Raw genomic sequence first — 15,894 nt, forward strand, 5'->3', positions numbered from 1 at the left:
CCCGGCACCGGACGACCCGGACGACCCGGACGACAACGGAAGTGGTGGAACATGGGCCTCGGCGTGCGCTGGACCCTGCACGGAGACGGGCGGACCCCCGCCCCCGGCGCGGTGGTCCGGCCGGACGAGCGGCTGTCGTGGCCGCGTACCGCCGGGCTGGGCGCCCAGCACGTCGTGGCGATGTTCGGGGCGAGTTTCGTCGCGCCGGTGCTGATGGGCCTGGACCCGAACCTGGCCATCATGATGTCCGGCGTCGCCACGGTGATCTTCCTGCTCGCGACGCGCGGCCGGGTCCCCTCGTACCTGGGCTGCTCGCTCTCCTTCGTGGGTGTCGCGGCGGCGATCCGGGCGGGCGGCGGGGACAGCGCGGTGGTCACCGGCGCGGTGTTCGTCGTCGGCGCGGCGCTGTTCCTGGCAGGGCTCGCGGTCCAGCGGTTCGGCGCGCGGATCATCCACGCGGCGATGCCGCCGGTGGTGACCGGCGCGGTCGTGATGCTGATCGGCTTCAACCTGGCGCCGGTGACGGCCTCGACGTACTGGCCGCAGGACCAGTGGACGGCGCTGCTGACGATGCTGTTCACCGGGCTGGCCGTGGTCTGCCTGCGCGGCTTCTGGTCGCGCATCGCGATCTTCCTCGGCCTGCTCTTCGGGTACGGCATCTCGTGGGTCTTCGACCGGGTCTTCGGAAAGATCCACTCCACGGCGGGCGGACCGGAGGCCGTGGATCACTGGCGGCTCGACCTCTCCGGTGTCGGCAAGGCCGACTGGATCGGTCTGCCGAGCTTCCACGCGCCGTCCTTCGAGTGGTCGGCGATCCTGATCGCGCTGCCCGTGGTGATCGCGCTGATCGCCGAGAACGCCGGGCACATCAAGGCGGTCGGCGAGATGACCGGCGATCCGCTCGACGACGAGCTCGGCACGGCCATCGCGGCCGACGGCGCCGCGTCGATGCTCTCCACGGCGGTGGGCGGCCCGCCGAACACCACGTACTCCGAGAACATCGGCGTCATGGCCGCCACCCGGGTCTACTCGACGGCCGCGTACTGGGCGGCGGCGGGCTTCGCCCTGCTCTTCGGGCTGTGCCCCAAGTTCGGCGCGGTCGTCGCCGCGATCCCGGGCGGGGTGCTCGGCGGGATCACCGTCATCCTGTACGGCATGATCGGCCTGCTCGGCGCGCAGATCTGGATCAACGGACGGGTGGACCTGCGCAATCCGCTGAACCTGGTGCCGGCCGCGGCGGGCATCATCATCGGCATCGGCGGGGTCAAGCTGCACATCTCCGACAGCTTCGAGCTGGGCGGCATCGCGCTCGGCACGATCGTGGTGATCACCGGTTACCACACGCTGCGGTACTTCGCCCCCGCGCACCTGAAGCAGCAGGAGCCGCTGCTCGACGCGGGCACCTCCGGGTACGACGAGCCCGACGGCGACGCCCCTCAGGACAAGCGGGGTTGACGAAGCTTCGCCCGAACCGGGGAAGCGTACGGCCAAGTTCCCCGCAGGAGCCCCCGCGGCTGCGACGCTGCCACCCATGGAAGCGGTACTCGCGCGGATGCGCGCCCTGGACGAGCGGCTCCCCGCGCAGGACGGCGTGGCCGTCTTCAACCGGGTGTACCTGACGGTGACGCAGACCCTGCACAGGCAAGTGCAGCGCGGGGAGTTCCCGGCGCCCCGGGCGGCGCGGACGCTGAGCGTGCGGTTCGCCGAGCGCTACCTGACGGCGGTGGAGGCGGACCGGGCTCCGGCGTGCTGGCGCCCGCTGCTCCAGTACCGCCGCCACCCGGGCATCCGGCCGCTGCAGTACGCGCTGGCCGGGATCAACGCCCACATCGGGCACGACCTCGCGCTCGCGGTGGTCTCCACCTGCCGGGCCCTGGACTGCGAGCCCCGGGCCCTGGAAGCGGACTTCGACCGGGTCGGGGACACCCTGGTCTCGCTGGAGGAGCGCATCCGCGAGGACCTGATGCCGGGCCCGGACCTGCTGGAGATCGCCGACCCGCTGACCCACCTGCTCGGCTCGTGGAGCCTGGAGCGGGCCCGCTCCGGCGCCTGGGCGGCGGCCCGCCTGCTGTGGACCCTGCGCCGCTCCCCCGACCTGGCGGAGGAGTTCACGCAGTCGCTGGACGCCGGCGTCGGCCTGGTGGGCCGCTGCCTGCTCACTCCGACCCCCTTGAAACCCCGCGCGGCCTGCGCGTACGCCCCCTGAGGGCTGTCCCGTACGACCACCGGCTCGGAGTTCGCCACGTACGGGCTCCGCGCGGCGGACGTGGGTGGCCGGGGACGCTCCCCGGCGGGAGTCGCGCCGCGCCGCCGAGGTGCGGGCATGAGTACGGGCCGCCGCCGCGTCGTTGCGCGGGGGCGGCCCGTGGTCACGGGGCCTGGAGGGGTCAGTCCTCCGGGAGTTCGACCGGGGCGATCTCGTCGTAGAGGTCGCCCGGGCCCGGGTTGGTGGCGTCCGTGGAGCCGCCGAGGTGGTGCATGACGCCCCAGACCGCGTTGAGGGCCGTCTGGACCGCGCCCTCCGCCCAGCCCGCCGTCCAGGAGATGTCGTCGCCCGCGAGGAAGATGCCGCGCTTGTCCTCGGGGAGGCGGTCCTGCATGAAGTGGGTGAACAGGCGGCGCTGGTAGCGGTAGTGGCCCGGGAGGTTGGCCTTGAACGCGCCCATGAAGTAGGGCTCGTTCTCCCAGGACACCGTCACCGGGTTGCCGATGATGTGGCGGCGGATGTCGACCTTCGGGTAGATCTCGCCGAGGGACTTCAGCATGACCTCCATCCGCTCGTTCGCGGACAGCGGCAGCCACTTCAGGCTGTCGTCGCACCACGTGTACGAGAGGCAGATGACGGCCGGCTTGTCCGGGCCGTTGTCCAGGAGGTACGTGCCGCGGGTCATCCGGTCCGTGAGGGTCATCGACATGACGTCGCGGCCCGTCTCCTCGTCCTTGTCGAGCCAGAAGGGGCGGTCGACCGGGATGAAGAGCTTGCTGGACTCCATGTAGTGGGTGCGCTCGATCGCCGTCCAGTGGTCGATCGGGAAGAGCGTGTCGTCGCACGCGATCTTCGACAGGAGCATCCAGGACTGGGCCGTGAAGATCGCGGCGCGGTACGTGCGGATGTCGCCGGACGCGTCCGTCACCGTGATGCGGTTGCCGGCCGTGCGGTGCAGGCGGGTGACCGCGGGGCGCGGGGCGCCCTCGTGCAGGGTGGACAGCGAGGTGCCCTGGGCCCAGTGGACGATCTTCTCGGGCTCGCGCTCCCACAGGCGCAGCGGGAGCTGCTGCGAGCCGCCCACGATGCCGCGGTGGTGGTCGTCGGCCTCGGTGTAGACGACGCGCAGGATCTCCAGGATGGAGTTCGGGAAGTCGGTGTCCCAGCCGCCCGTGCCGAAGCCGACCTGGCCGAAGATCTCGCGCTTGCGGAAGGACTGGAAGGCCTCGGACTTGCAGAGGAAGCCGTAGAAGGTCTCGTCGTCGAGCTTCTCGACGAGCTTCGCCCAGATCTCGCGGATGCGCGGGACGTCCCGCTCGCGCATCGCGGTGTTCATGTCGGAGAAGTCGGCGCCCTCGTCCAGGCAGGCGTTCCACGCGGCGGACACGTCGCGGTAGACCTGCGGCAGGTCGGCGATGGTCTCGGCGTAGTGGGTCTCGCCCTTGAGGTCGACGACCGTGGAGGGGGTCGACTCGGCGAGCGGGTTCGGGAAGGGCTCCGTGACCAGGCCGACGAGGTCGATGTAGTGCTGGAGGGCGGTGGAGGACGGCGGGAAGCGCATGGCGCCCATCTCCGCCGTCAGCTCCTCGGTGCCGGCGCCCTCGAAGCCGACGGTGCGCAGCCGGCCGCCGATCTGATCGGCCTCGTAGACGACGGGCTTGAGGCCCATCTTCATCAGCTCGTACGCCGAGATGATGCCCGACAGCCCGCCGCCGATGACGGCGACCTCGGTGCCGTGCTCCGTCGCCGGTATCTGGCCGAGGCCGGCCGGGTGGGCGAGGAAGTCGTCGTACGCGTAGGGGAAGTCCGGGCCGAACATGGTGATCGGCGGCTGTCCGTCGCTGTGCGGGACGGCGGTGGTGGGCACCGTGGACGTCATGGGGTACGGCTCCTTGCGGGGTCGGGCAGGGGGGAGGGGTCAGACGAGGGAGGCGTACAGCCCCGGGCGCCGGTCGCGCAGGTATGGGTTGGTCTGGCGCGAGGCGTGCAGCAGCTCGGGGTCGGCCTCGCCGAACACCAGCTCCTCACCGCGGCCGGCCCGGGTCCGGGTGACCCCGTCGGGGCTCGCCAGGCAGCTGAGTCCGACGAACTCGAACTCGCCTTCCGGGCCGGTGCGGTTGACGTAGGCGATGTACATCTGGTTCTCGAAGGCCCGTACGGGGACGAGCTGTTCGGCGACGAACTGGAACGGGTGCATCTGCGCGGTCGGCACCAGGAGGAGGTCGGTGCCGGCGAGCGCGTGCGCCCGTACGTTCTCCGGGAACTCCACGTCGTAGCAGATCATGAGGCCGATGCGCAGGCCTGCGAGGTCCGCCTGGACGACGGGGGTGTCGCCGGGGGTGAAGGCCTCCTGCTCGAAGCAGCCGAAGAGGTGGGTCTTGCGGTAGTTCGCGAGCGCGGTGCCGTCGGGGCCGATGAGCTGGGCCGCGTTGTAGACCGCCTCCCCCGCCCGCTCCGGGTAGCCGTACAGGACGGCCAGCCCGTGGCGGCGGGCGATCTCGCCGATGGCGCGGGCGGACATGCCGTCGGCCGGTTCGGAGAGACAGGCGATGTCCTGCACGTCCAGCGCGTAGCCGGTCAGGAACATCTCCGAGGTCACGAGGAGCCCGGCCCCGCCCTGTGCGGCGCGCGCCGCGGCCTCGTCGAGCGCCTTGAGGTTCTCGGCGGTGTCGCCGAGCCGTCCGGAGCTCTGGAGGAGTGCGGTGCGCAGCGGGGGCATGGGCGTACCTCTGTGGCAGGAGGGGTGGGGGTCATCAAACGGTACGTTTGCGCGTTCGACCGCGACAAGCCGCGACCGTTGCTCCGCGCATCGAATCGTTGCGTGTTTCCGGGCCTGTGCGGCGATTCGTTGCGCGGGGCCCGTGGTGACCCCGTGGCGACCCCCGTCGCCCCCGCTGCGGGGAGTCTACGAGGCTTCGCGGAAGGCCGGGTCCGCGCTCAGCCGGCACAGGTCGTCGAGGATGTCGGGGGTGTGGTTGGAGACGACGCGGCCGCTCCAGGTGTCGCACAGGGCGGGGACGGCGAGCGGGCCGGCGTGGTGGTGGCCGGTGGCCTCGTAGGCGCGGCGCAGTGCGGCGTGGCCGTCGGAGGGGTCGGCGGAGGGGTCGGCGGAGGCGCCGGCGGAGGCGCCGGAGTCCGCGGCGAGGAGGGTGGTGGCGACGGAGCCCTCCAGGCCGAGGAGGACCAGCGCGCGGGACACGCTCAGGGACAGCGGACACCCGGCGGAGAGGTACAGGCGGTAGCGGTGCGGGACCGGCGAGAAACCGGCCCCGATCCGCCCGCGTAGGACCGGGGCCGGTCCGGTACGGGACAGACGCGCCGGCGGGACCGGGACCGCGACGGGGCCCGCGGACGCGGCGCCGGCCCCGGCCTGCGGGGTGACGGACTCGGGCGCCTGCGGCAGGGCGGGCCGGGGCAGACGCGCCGGCGGGACCGGGACCGCGACGGGGCCCGCGGACGCGGCGTCTGCCCCGGCCTGCGGGGTGACGGACTCGGGCGCATGCGGCAGGGCGGGCCGGGGCAGAGCGGACGGGGACACGGCGCACTCGGGCTGGGGCAGAGCGGACGGGGACACGGCGGTCTGGGACATGGCTCTCCTGCGGGCAGCGGCGCGGACGGAAGTGGCGGAACGGGGAGGCCCCGGGTCGGCGCAGATCCGGAGGACGGGGAGGACGGGGGAACTGGAGGACGGGGAGGACGGGGAGGACGGGGAGGACGGGGGGGGGACGGGGAGGACGGGGAGGACGGGGGACCCGGAGCTTCGAGGATCCGGGGCGGGGGATCCGCTAACCCGGGGGTCCGGGGAGCCGGGATATGGGCGATCAGCGCTCCGGACAGGGATCACCGCTCCAGGCCGAGAGCACCGCTCCGGGCCGGGAGCACCGCCCCAGACGAGGAGCACCGCTCCAGGCCGAGAGCACCGCTCCGGGCCGGGAGTACCCCAGAGGAGGAGCACCGCTCCAGGCCGGGAGCAGCGCTCCAGGCGCGGAGTGCCACTCCAAACGAGGAGCACCGCTCCGAGCCCGGAGCAGCGCTCCAGACAGAGAGCGCCGCTCTGAGCAGGGAGCGCCAATCCAGACGAGGAGCACCACTTCGGGCTGGGAGCACCGCCCCAGACGGAGAGCACCGCTCCGGGCCGGGACCACCGCTCCCGACGAGGGCACCGCTCCGGGGCGGAAGCACCGCTCCGGGGCGGAAGCACCGCTCCGGGCCGGGATCAGCGCTCCAGACGGGGAGCAGCGCTCCGGGCGCGGAGCACCCCCCAGACGGGAAGCACCGCTCCAGACGCGGAGCACCGCTCCGGGGAGGCCGGCGGGGGTGGGGAGGTCAGCCGCGTGCGGCGAATGCGCTGCACACGCGCAGGAGGTCAATGTGCAGGCGCCGGGTCAGCCACCAGCGGCGGAGGGTCCGTGCCCCCGCGCTCGCCGTCCAGGCCTGCTCCACCGGTGCCGTCCCGTCCCGCTCTCGGTGCCCCGCCCCCGGATGGTTAGGCTTTCCGGGGCGGGCACATGTCTTTCGTGGCCGTCTCCCCGCAGTCTCGTGGTGGCGCCGGGGGCCGTCAAGAAGGCGGTCACCGCCGACTTCGGCGCCCCGCTCGGCGCCGACGGAAGGAAACTCCCCTCCATGTCTCTTGAGACCCCGTCCGGTACGGCCCTCAGCGCGCCCCTCGACACGGCCCTCGACGCACCCCTCGACAACCCCGTCTGGGCGGCGCTGACCGGCCCGCACCGCGGCTTCGCCGAGACCGGGCCGCGGGGTCTCGCCGCCCGCTACAGCGCCGACGCGTCGCCGTTCGCCGCGCTCGCCGACCCCGCGGACCCACGGGCCTGGGCCGATCTGGCCGAGCTGACCGGCCCCGGGGAGGGCGTCTGGGTCACCGGGCTGCTGACCCCGCCGGCCGGGTGGGTCACGGTCGTGTCGGTGCCGGGCGTACAGATGGACGGGCGGGCGGTACGGGCCGAGGCCGACCCCGAAGCGGTCCGGCTGGGCCCCGGCGACGTGCCGGAGATGCTGGAGCTGGTCTCGCTGACCAAACCCGGACCGTTCTTCGACCGCACCGTCGAGCTGGGCACGTACCTCGGGCTCCGGCACGAAGGCCGGCTCGTCGCGATGGCCGGCGAGCGGATGCGCCCGGCCGGCTGGTCGGAGATCAGTGCGGTGTGCACCCATCCCGCGCACCGCGGCAAGGGGCTGGCCGGCCGGCTGGTCCGCGCGGTCGCCGCCGCCGTCCGCGAGCGCGGGGACAGCCCGTTCCTGCATGCGGCCGCGGAGAACGCCCCGGCGATACGGCTCTACGAGGCGATGGGTTTCACCGTGCGCCGCGAGCCGCAGTTCATCGGGCTTCGCACCCCCGAAAAGAAGCCTTAACACTGGTTAACACGACTTAACACAAGGGCCGTTGCATACGGCAGGCACCTCGCATAGCGTCCGAACGGGCCGGGCGATGAACACCGGGGACGGGCAGGAGGCGGACGTGATCGCACAGACGAGAAGCGCCCACCACCCCACCGCCCCGGTGCCGGGCGCGGGCCAGGCAGTCCTCTGCAAGAACTGCCTGGCCCCGCGCGGCCTGCCCCCGCACGGCCCGGCCCCCGCTCCCACCGCCCCGCACTCCCACCGCCCCGCACTCGCCGCGCCCGGGGCGTCCGGTGCGGCTTCGCTCCCGGACCCACATCGACCTTCAGCGGGTGGCCGCCGCACTCTGTCGCTCCCGATCCGCGGCTGCTGAAACTGCACTGCCGGGGGCCGAGCCGCAGGCCTACGCCGGGCAAGTGGGCGACGTACTGGCCCTGTTGCGCGGGGAGTACCGACCGGCTGCGGTTCGCGACGAATCGCCACGTCAGCCCGGCGAGCGCACTGGAGGCGGCCGAGGGCGGCGCGGGAGCCGGCCACCGGGTACGAGCCCTGGGCACGAGCCCCGGGTACGGGCCCTGGGTACGGGCCCTGGGTACGCAGCATCCGTACGGCTGAGGGCCGCGAGCCCTTCCCGGCGCCGGACGAGGCCCGTGCGCTGACCGGGAGCTGGAGGGCGGCGGACCACGCGCTGGTCGCCGACCGGGTGGAGACCCGGTTCGCCCAAGCCCCCGCGACGGTGGCCGACCACCTGGAGTGCCTCCAAGAGGCCACGGGCGGCGACGAGTTGCTCATCACCACGATCACGTACGAGCACGCGGACCGGGTCCGCTCGTACCGGATGCCTGGCGCAGGAGTGGCACCGGCGCCGGTAACCGGACCACTTTGCCCACGGCAGGTTTCGGGGCGCGCTGCGCGGTCAGACGCGGGACAATCCACGGAAAGGAACTGCCATGACCGACGTCACCCTCCTGCCCGGCTCCGCGCTGCACCACTGGCAGTGGCAGTCCCACGCGGCCTGCCGCGACCTGGGCTCGGCCCGCTTCTTCCACCCCGCGGGCGAGCGGGGCGAGGACCGCGAGGAGCGCGACGAGGCGGCGAAGCGGGTGTGCGCCGCCTGCCCGGTCCGCACGGCCTGCCTGGCCCACGCCCTGCGCACCCGGGAGGCCTTCGGCGTCTGGGGCGGCCTGACGGAGGAGGAACGCCACACCCTCCTCACCGCCCCGGGCTCGCCCCGCCGCAGCGCGTACGCGCCGGTCAGGCAGGGGCGCCCGAGGTGAAGCGGCGCAGGAGGGGGGAGAGGACCAGGACGGACTTGGTGCGCTCCACGAAGGGCTCGCCCGCGATGCGCTCCAGGACCCGCTCGAAGTGGCGCATGTCGGAGGCGAAGACCTGGACGAGGGCGTCCGCGTCACCGGTGACGGTCGACGCGGACACCACCTCGGGGTACCGCTCCAGACCTCGCCGGATGTCGTCCGGCGAGGTGTTGTGGCGACAGTAGATCTCGATGAAGCCCTCGGTCTCCCAGCCCATCGCGGCGGGGTCCACGCGGACCGTGAAGCCGGTGATGGCGCCCTCGGCGCGCAGCCGGTCCACGCGGCGCTTCACGGCGGGGGCAGAGAGCCCGACCTCGGAGCCGATGTCCGCGTAGGAGCGGCGGGCGTCCTCGGCGAGGGCGTGCACGATGCGTTCGTCGAGATCGTTCAGTCGCACTGCGGGTGGATCACTTCTCTGCTGTGGCCAGACGGGAGCGGCGGATGCCGTACAGGAAGTAGACCACGAGGCCGACGGCCATCCAGCCACCGAAAGCGACCCACGTGGCGACCGGCAGGCTGTACATCATGTAGGCGCAGGCGAGGAAGCCGAGGATCGGCGTGACCGGGAAGAGCGCCACCTTGAAGGTGCGCGGCATGTCGGGCTTGGTGCGGCGCAGGATCACGACGGCGATGTTGACGAGGGCGAAGGCGAAGAGTGTGCCGATGCTGGTCGCGTTCGCGAGCTCACCCAGGGGGATGAAGGCCGCCAGCGCGCCGCAGAACAGGGAGACGATCACCACGTTGGCGCGCGGGACGCCGGTCTTCGCGTCGACCTTGGCGAACACCTTGGGGACGAGGCCGTCGCGGGACATCGCGAAGAGGATGCGGGTCTGGCCGTAGAGGACGGCGAAGACGACGGAGAAGATGGCGATGACCGCGCCGGCCGCGAGGACGACGCCCCAGAAGCTGTCGCCGGTGACGTTGGTCATGATCTGCGCGAGCGCGGCCTCGGTGCCCTCGAAGTCCTGCCACGGCATGGCGCCGACGGCGACGAAGGCGACGAGGACGTACAGGACGGTGACGATGCCCAGCGAGAGCATGATCGCTCGGGGCAGGTCCTTCTTCGGGTTCTTGGCTTCCTCACCTGCGGTGGAGGCGGCGTCGAAGCCGATGTACGAGAAGAAGAGCGTGGAGGCGGCGGCGCTGATGCCGGTGACGCCGAGCGGGGCGAGCGGGGCGTAGTTGCCGGACTTGATGCCCATGACGCCGATGCCGATGAAGAGCAGCAGGGTGACGATCTTCACGCCGACCATGATCGAGTTGACCCGGGCGCTCTCCTTGGCGCCGCGCATCAGGAAGACCATGGAGAGCAGGACCACGACCAGTGAGGGCAGGTTGATCCAGCCGCCGTCGCCCAGCGGGGCGGCGGAGAGCTTCTCGGGGATGGTGATGCCTATGGTCCCGTCGAGCAGCTCGTTGAGGTATTGGCCCCAGCCGACGGCGACGGCCGCGACCGACACGGCGTACTCCAGGACCAGGCACCAGCCGCAGACCCAGGCGACGAGCTCGCCCATGGTCGCGTAGGAGTACGAGTACGAGGAGCCGGAGACCGGTACGGAACCGGCCAGCTCGGCGTAGGACAGGGCCGAGAACAGGGCGGTCAGGCCCGCGATGATGAAGGAGATCGTGACGGCCGGGCCGGCCTTGGGGGCCGCCTCGCCGAGGACCACGAAGATGCCGGTGCCGAGCGTGGCGCCGATGCTGATCATCGTCAGCTGCCACATGGTGAGCGAGCGGCGCAGGGACCCGCCCTCACCCTGGCCGCCCTCGGCGACGAGCTGCTCGACGGGCTTGCGGCGCAGCAGCGGGTGCGCGGGCTTGCGGGGCTCGGACGTGAGCGGTGGCGCCTGGCCGTGGTCGAGCACGAGGGGACTCCTTGTTCGCTGCGGGTGGGGATGGTCGGCGTCGACCGCAGCGGTCCGGAGCAGTTCCAGGGCAGGGCAGGGCCTGTCTGGGCATGGGGGGACCGCCGAGCAGGCGGTCCGCGCCACTCCACGTACAGCGAGTGAGCCTACGAGCTGAGGGATACCGCCCGTAATGCACCATCCTTGCACATTGGCGCACGATCGTTGCGCGGATCTGTCCCGGATGGTCCTTTGTTGCGTGCGGATGATCGATCAGTGCGCGGGGGCTCCATTTCGTCGTTCTTGACACTTCGTCAGATCTGCCGCAGCGTGCCGTCATGGATCTGGACGTGCTCTATGAGATCGACGTGCCGCGGCCCTGGCACGAACCCCATCCGCACGGACAGCGGACCGCCGAGCAGCGCGCCTACCGCGAAGCGGTCGAGCAGATCCGGCTCGCCGACCGGATGGGCTTCCGCACGGTCTGGGCGGTGGAGCACCACTTCCGCGAGGGGCGCTCCCACTGCCCGGCCCCCGAGGTGCTCCTCGGGCACCTCGCCGGGCTCACCGAGCGCATCCGGCTCGGCTTCGGGGTGACCCTGACCCCCTTCGGCTTCACCCCGCCCCAGCGGATCGCCGAGAAGGTGGCCACCGTGGACGTGCTCTCCGGGGGCCGGGTGGAGTGGGGCACCGGGCGCTCCACGCCCATGGAGCAGGCCGCCTTCGGCGTGGACCGGGAGAAGTCCCGGGACGACTGGCGCGAGGCCATCGGGATCGTGACCGGGATGTGGCGCGAGGAGTACTTCGAGTACGCCTCCGAGCGCTTCCGCTTCCCGCGCCGCATGGTCACCCCCAAGCCGGTGCAGGACCCGCACCCGCCGGCCTGGATGGCCGCGACCTCCGCCGGCTCGGCCGAGGTCGCCGGGGAGAACGGCCTCGGGCTGCTCTCCTTCTCGATCATGCAGCCGCTGGAGGCGATGGCCCGGCAGGTGGCCGCGTACCGGGCCGCCGCCCGCGCCCCGCGGCCGCTCACGGACGTCACGACGAACCGGGTCAGCGCCTACACCCTGGTCCACGCGACGGCGCCGCGCACCGAGCCGGGCGCCCGCGTCTGGGACTCCGTGGCCTGGTGGTACTCCAACCTGGCGCGCTTCACCCTCGACTGGGAGCTGCCCCACCTGACCCCCGAAGAGCGCGAGCGGACCTTCCCGCTGCTCACCCCGATCCTCGAAGGGAACGTGCCCGTACGGGAGTTCAGCGACGGGGACATGATTTTGATCGGGGACGCGGAGGCGATCGTCGCCAAGGCCAAGCGGTACGCGGACCTCGGCGTGGACCAGCTCATCTGCTACGTCCAGTGGGGGTACCTGGAGCACCGGGAGATCCTGCGGACCCTGGAGATCCTGGGCAAGGAAGTCATCCCGGAGCTGGCCCGCTACCGGCCCCGGACGGCTGCCCCGTGAGCACCGAGCCCCTCGACACCTCCTTCGACGCCTCCTTCGACACCTCCCCCGTCCCCGACTACCCGGCCCTGCACCGCCTGGACGGCCGCGGCTTCGTCCTCCTCGGCGCCGGCAACGGCATCGGCCGCCAGAGTGCCCACGCCCTGGCCGCCGGGGGCGCCCGCGTGCTGTGCGCGGACGTGGACGCCGGGCGCGCCCGGGCCGTCGCCGCCGAGGTCGACGGCGTCCCGTACGCCGTCGACGCCACCCGGCGCGAGGCCGTACGGGACCTTTTCGACCAGGCCCCGCGGCTGCTCGGCGGCCGCCCGGTCGGCGGAGTGGTGGACGTCATCGGCATGGCCCGGTACGCCGCGCTGCCCGAGATCGACGACGCCGGCTGGGACTGGCACTTCGACCTGGTGCTGCGGCACGCCTGGCTCGCCGTCCAGTACGGCGGCGAGGCCGTCGCGGCGGCCGGGGGCGGCCCGCTGGTCTTCGTCGCCTCCGTGTCGGGGCTCACGGCCGCCCCGCTGCACGGCGCGTACGGGGCCGCCAAGGCCGGGCTGATGTCTTTGGTGCGCTCCGCGGCGGTCGAACTGGGCCCGCGCGGGGTACGGGTCAACGCGGTGGCCCCGGGGGTCGTCTGGACCCCGAGGGTCGCCGCCCTGCTGGGCGGCGAGGGCCGGCGGCGCAATGCGCAAAACGCCCCGCTGGGCCGCGTCGCCGAGACCTCGGACATCGCGGCCGCCCTGTACTTCCTCGCCTCGCCGCAAGCTTCGTACGTGACGGGGCAGACGCTGGTGGTGGACGGCGGGGTCGGCGTGAAGTTCCCGTACCCGACGATCGGAGGCGAACAATGAGCGCGCAGCCCCCCGGGCGGACCGAACCGGCCCACGACGGCTCCGGAGCCTCCCCCGGCCACTGGCTCGACCCGGTCCCCTTCCTGCGCGGCGTGGCCTGGCTGGACAAGGGCCGCCCGGTGCGCGCCGACCCGGCGGACACCATGCGGCTGCCCTGGGACACGGGCGAGCGGGCCACCCTGCCGATTGGGGTGCGGCTGGAGTTCACCGCGCAGGGCGCGCGGGCCGTGGAGATCCGCTACCGGGCCACCGTGCCCGGCCCCACCGACGCGCTGCGCGACGTGGCCCACGGGTTCGCGCTCTGGGACCGGCACGGGGTGGTCCGCGAGGTGTTCACCGAGCCGGCCGCGGAGGCCGTCGTACGCATCGAACTGCCCCGGTCGCACGGGCCGTTCACCGTGCACCCTCCCGAGACGCAGTCCCCGCTGATCCTCGGCCTGCGCGGGATCGGCGGCGCCGTCACCCCCGCGCCGCCCGCCCGGCGCTGGGTGGTGCACGGCGACTCCATCACCGAGGGCTGGTGGTCCACCCGCCCCGCGCACGGCTGGCCCGCGGTCACCGGCCGTGCGCTCGGCTGGGACAGCGTCAACCTCGGGTACGCGGGCGCCGCGCGGGGCGAGCTCGCCACCGCCGAGCAGCTCGCGGAACTTCCCGCCGACGTCCTGACGCTCGCCTTCGGCACCAACTGCTGGTCCCGGGTGCCGTTCTCGGCCCCCCTCCTGTACGAGACCACGCGCGTGTTCCTCGAACTGGTCCGCCAGGGCCACCCCCGGACTCCGCTGCTGCTGGTCTCCCCCGTGCTTCGGCCCGACGCGGAGCGCACCCCGAACAAGCTGGGCGCCACCCTGGGGGCGTTGCGCGATGCGATGGAGCGGGCCGCCAGGGACCGGATCGCCGCCGGGGACGACCGGCTCTCGCTGCTGCCCGGGCGGGACGTGCTGGGGCCCGAGCACCTCGCGGACGGGCTGCACCCGAACGACTCGGGACACCTGACGCTCGGCCTCGCTGTGGCCACGGCCCTGCGGCGGGCCGGGTTCACCGCGGACTGAGTGAAACACCCCACAGCGCCCGGCTTGAACAGACCGGACCCCACGCGGCGTGTCCTGCACACAGTTGCCGCCGCTCCGCAGTCGGAGCGGCGGGCACCGCAGACACACACGTGGGAGAGATCAAGATGGGCATGAAGCGCGGAACCACCCTCGCCGCCGTGGCAGTTGTCGTCGCCCTCACGTCGACGGCATGCGGCGGGGACGACGCGAAGTCGGCCGACTCGCTCAAGCCGGCCGGGGCCGCCGCCGCCGCCCAGGACCCCGCCGCGGACGACGGGTACGGTTCGAGCGGTTACGGCGACGCGGGGGACTCCGCCTCGGAGGCGAAGCCCGCCGGACAGTTGGCCATCACCCCGAACGACCAGATCGGCTCCCTCCTCACCGACAGCGCCGGCCGCACGCTCTACCGCTTCGACAAGGACACCGCCAAGCCCCCGAAGTCGAACTGCGACGGGGACTGCGCGAAGACCTGGCCGGTGGTCGCGGCGGGCGACGTGACCGCCGCCGCCGGCATGGACCCGAGCCTGCTGGGCGAGGTGGTCCGCACCGACGGCACCAAGCAGCTGACGGTGGCGGGCTGGCCGATGTACCGGTTCGGCAAGGACACCAAGGCCGGCGACACCAACGGCCAGGGCGTCGGCGGCACGTGGTTCGCGGCCGCGCCCGACGGCAAGAAGGCCGCGAAGGCGGCCCCCGCCCCGGCGGCCGCCGGCCAGGGCGCGAGCGCCCTCGCCGTGGCCAAGGACCCCAAGCTCGGCGACCACATCGTGGACGGCAGCGGCATGACCGTCTACCGCTTCAAGCCGGACACCGCCTGGCCGATGGTGTCCAAGTGCGAGGGCGACTGCGTGGCCAAGTGGCCGGTGGTGCCGCCCGTGGACCAGGCCGACGCCAAGGGCATCATCGAGAAGAACTACCTGGTCCTGGACCGCCCCGACGGCAAGAAGCAGCAGACCGTGAACTGCTGGCCGGTCTACACCTTCACCGGTGACAAGAAGGCGGGCGACGTCAACGGGCAGGGCATCGGCGGTACGTGGTACGCCGTGGCCCCCGACGGCAAGCTCATCACCGTCCCTTAGTCCGGCCCGGACACTCGGCCACCGGACCACACGGTCCCCCGGCCCCTTTGCCACCTGACCGCGCGGCCCCCGCCCCGCCTCCCTCCCCCGGGGCGGGGGCCGCGCACCGTTTCCCCCGGACGGAGCGGAACCTAGTAGTGCTTGGTCAGGTCGGGGCTGGTGTGGGTATGCCGTGGTGGCAGGTGGGGCAGACGCCGGTCCATGTCGCGAGGAGGGTCTGTAGCTCGCGGACGATGCGGTAGAGGCTCAGGCCGGCGCCGTGTCTTTTGGGGCTCTGGCCAGTCGTTGCAGGGTGCAGAAGGCGTGTGCGACGGAGACGAGGGTGACGTGGTGGTGCCATCCGTTCCAGGTGCGGCCCTCGAAGTGGGCCAGACCCAGGGCCTGTTTCATCTCCCGGTAGTCGTGCTCGATGCGCCAGCGGAGCTTGGCCAGGCGGACCAGGGTGGTCAGCGGGGTGTTGGCGGGCAGGTCGGAGAGCCAGAACTGAACAGGTTCCGGTTCGGTGGCCGGCCACTCGGCCAGGAGCCAGCACTGCGGCAGTTCCGGTCCGTCGACGGCTTGGCGGACCTCGCGTCCGGAAGGTCGGACCCGCAAGGCCACGAACCGCGAGTACATCCGTTTGAAGCCGCTGCGGCCGGTGCCGGGCCGGGAGCCCTCACGCCATTGCACCGGCTTGGCCGCCTTCCGGCCTGCCGCGATGACCAGTTGTTTCACCGACTGTGGCTTGTCGGGGTACTTCGCCACCG

Annotated in this window: 14 protein-coding genes; 8 read left to right on the forward strand and 6 right to left on the reverse strand. The window is 72.7% G+C overall.

The window, feature by feature from the left end; translation table 11 throughout:
* Positions 1-51: 51 nt before the first annotated feature.
* Positions 52-1,455, forward strand: a complete 1,404-nt coding sequence (locus tag ACFWBF_RS24180) for a uracil-xanthine permease family protein (protein ID WP_385605513.1) — start codon at positions 52-54, stop codon at positions 1,453-1,455.
* Between the two features lie 76 nt (positions 1,456-1,531).
* Positions 1,532-2,206, forward strand: coding sequence for a DUF5995 family protein (locus ACFWBF_RS24185; protein WP_385605515.1), 675 nt, complete (start codon positions 1,532-1,534; stop codon positions 2,204-2,206).
* 181 nt (positions 2,207-2,387) lie between these two features.
* Here ACFWBF_RS24185 and ACFWBF_RS24190 read toward each other — a convergent pair whose 3' ends face one another.
* From ACFWBF_RS24190 to ACFWBF_RS24200, 3 genes are all read right to left on the reverse strand, one after another.
* Positions 2,388-4,085: a flavin monoamine oxidase family protein gene (locus tag ACFWBF_RS24190; RefSeq protein WP_385605517.1), complete on the reverse strand. Its 1,698-nt coding sequence runs from the start codon at positions 4,083-4,085 to the stop codon at positions 2,388-2,390.
* 39 nt (positions 4,086-4,124) lie between these two features.
* Positions 4,125-4,925: a carbon-nitrogen hydrolase family protein gene (locus tag ACFWBF_RS24195; protein ID WP_385605518.1), complete on the reverse strand. Its 801-nt coding sequence runs from the start codon at positions 4,923-4,925 to the stop codon at positions 4,125-4,127.
* 186 nt (positions 4,926-5,111) lie between these two features.
* Entirely contained in the window at positions 5,112-5,795 is a 684-nt protein-coding gene (locus ACFWBF_RS24200) for a hypothetical protein (RefSeq protein ID WP_385605519.1), read from the reverse strand.
* Between the two features lie 1,034 nt (positions 5,796-6,829).
* On the opposite strand from ACFWBF_RS24200, the gene ACFWBF_RS24205 reads away from it, so the two are divergent.
* Entirely contained in the window at positions 6,830-7,573 is a 744-nt protein-coding gene (locus ACFWBF_RS24205; RefSeq protein WP_385605521.1) for a GNAT family N-acetyltransferase, read from the forward strand.
* 938 nt (positions 7,574-8,511) lie between these two features.
* Entirely contained in the window at positions 8,512-8,838 is a 327-nt protein-coding gene (locus tag ACFWBF_RS24210) for a WhiB family transcriptional regulator (RefSeq protein WP_385605523.1), read from the forward strand.
* Here the strand turns inward: ACFWBF_RS24210 and ACFWBF_RS24215 are convergent.
* Positions 8,816-9,271, reverse strand: a complete 456-nt coding sequence (locus ACFWBF_RS24215; RefSeq protein ID WP_007262967.1) for an Lrp/AsnC family transcriptional regulator — start codon at positions 9,269-9,271, stop codon at positions 8,816-8,818. The two genes, ACFWBF_RS24210 and ACFWBF_RS24215, sit on opposite strands and share 23 nt — an antisense overlap.
* A 10-nt stretch (positions 9,272-9,281) precedes the next feature.
* Entirely contained in the window at positions 9,282-10,739 is a 1,458-nt protein-coding gene (locus ACFWBF_RS24220) for an amino acid permease (protein WP_385605525.1), read from the reverse strand.
* 317 nt (positions 10,740-11,056) lie between these two features.
* On the opposite strand from ACFWBF_RS24220, the gene ACFWBF_RS24225 reads away from it, so the two are divergent.
* From ACFWBF_RS24225 to ACFWBF_RS24240, 4 genes are all read left to right on the forward strand, one after another.
* Complete coding sequence (locus ACFWBF_RS24225; RefSeq protein ID WP_385605527.1) at positions 11,057-12,181, forward strand: LLM class flavin-dependent oxidoreductase; 1,125 nt, start codon at positions 11,057-11,059, stop codon at positions 12,179-12,181.
* Positions 12,178-13,020 (forward strand): SDR family NAD(P)-dependent oxidoreductase, encoded by an 843-nt coding sequence (locus ACFWBF_RS24230; RefSeq protein ID WP_385605529.1) that lies wholly within the window; start codon positions 12,178-12,180, stop codon positions 13,018-13,020. Before ACFWBF_RS24225 ends, ACFWBF_RS24230 begins: the two co-directional genes overlap by 4 nt.
* Entirely contained in the window at positions 13,017-14,069 is a 1,053-nt protein-coding gene (locus ACFWBF_RS24235; RefSeq protein WP_385605531.1) for a GDSL-type esterase/lipase family protein, read from the forward strand. The genes ACFWBF_RS24230 and ACFWBF_RS24235 overlap by 4 nt, the downstream gene beginning before the upstream one ends.
* Before the next feature lie 125 nt (positions 14,070-14,194).
* Positions 14,195-15,148 (forward strand): SCO0930 family lipoprotein, encoded by a 954-nt coding sequence (locus ACFWBF_RS24240; protein ID WP_385605533.1) that lies wholly within the window; start codon positions 14,195-14,197, stop codon positions 15,146-15,148.
* A 246-nt stretch (positions 15,149-15,394) separates the two neighbouring features.
* On the opposite strand, the gene ACFWBF_RS24245 is transcribed toward ACFWBF_RS24240, so the two are convergent.
* On the reverse strand, positions 15,395-15,894 hold a 500-nt coding region (locus tag ACFWBF_RS24245), incomplete at its 5' end, for a transposase (RefSeq protein ID WP_385605535.1).

It is taken from the genome of Streptomyces sp. NPDC060028, from assembly GCF_042736725.1.
Lineage (GTDB): Bacteria > Actinomycetota > Actinomycetes > Streptomycetales > Streptomycetaceae > Streptomyces.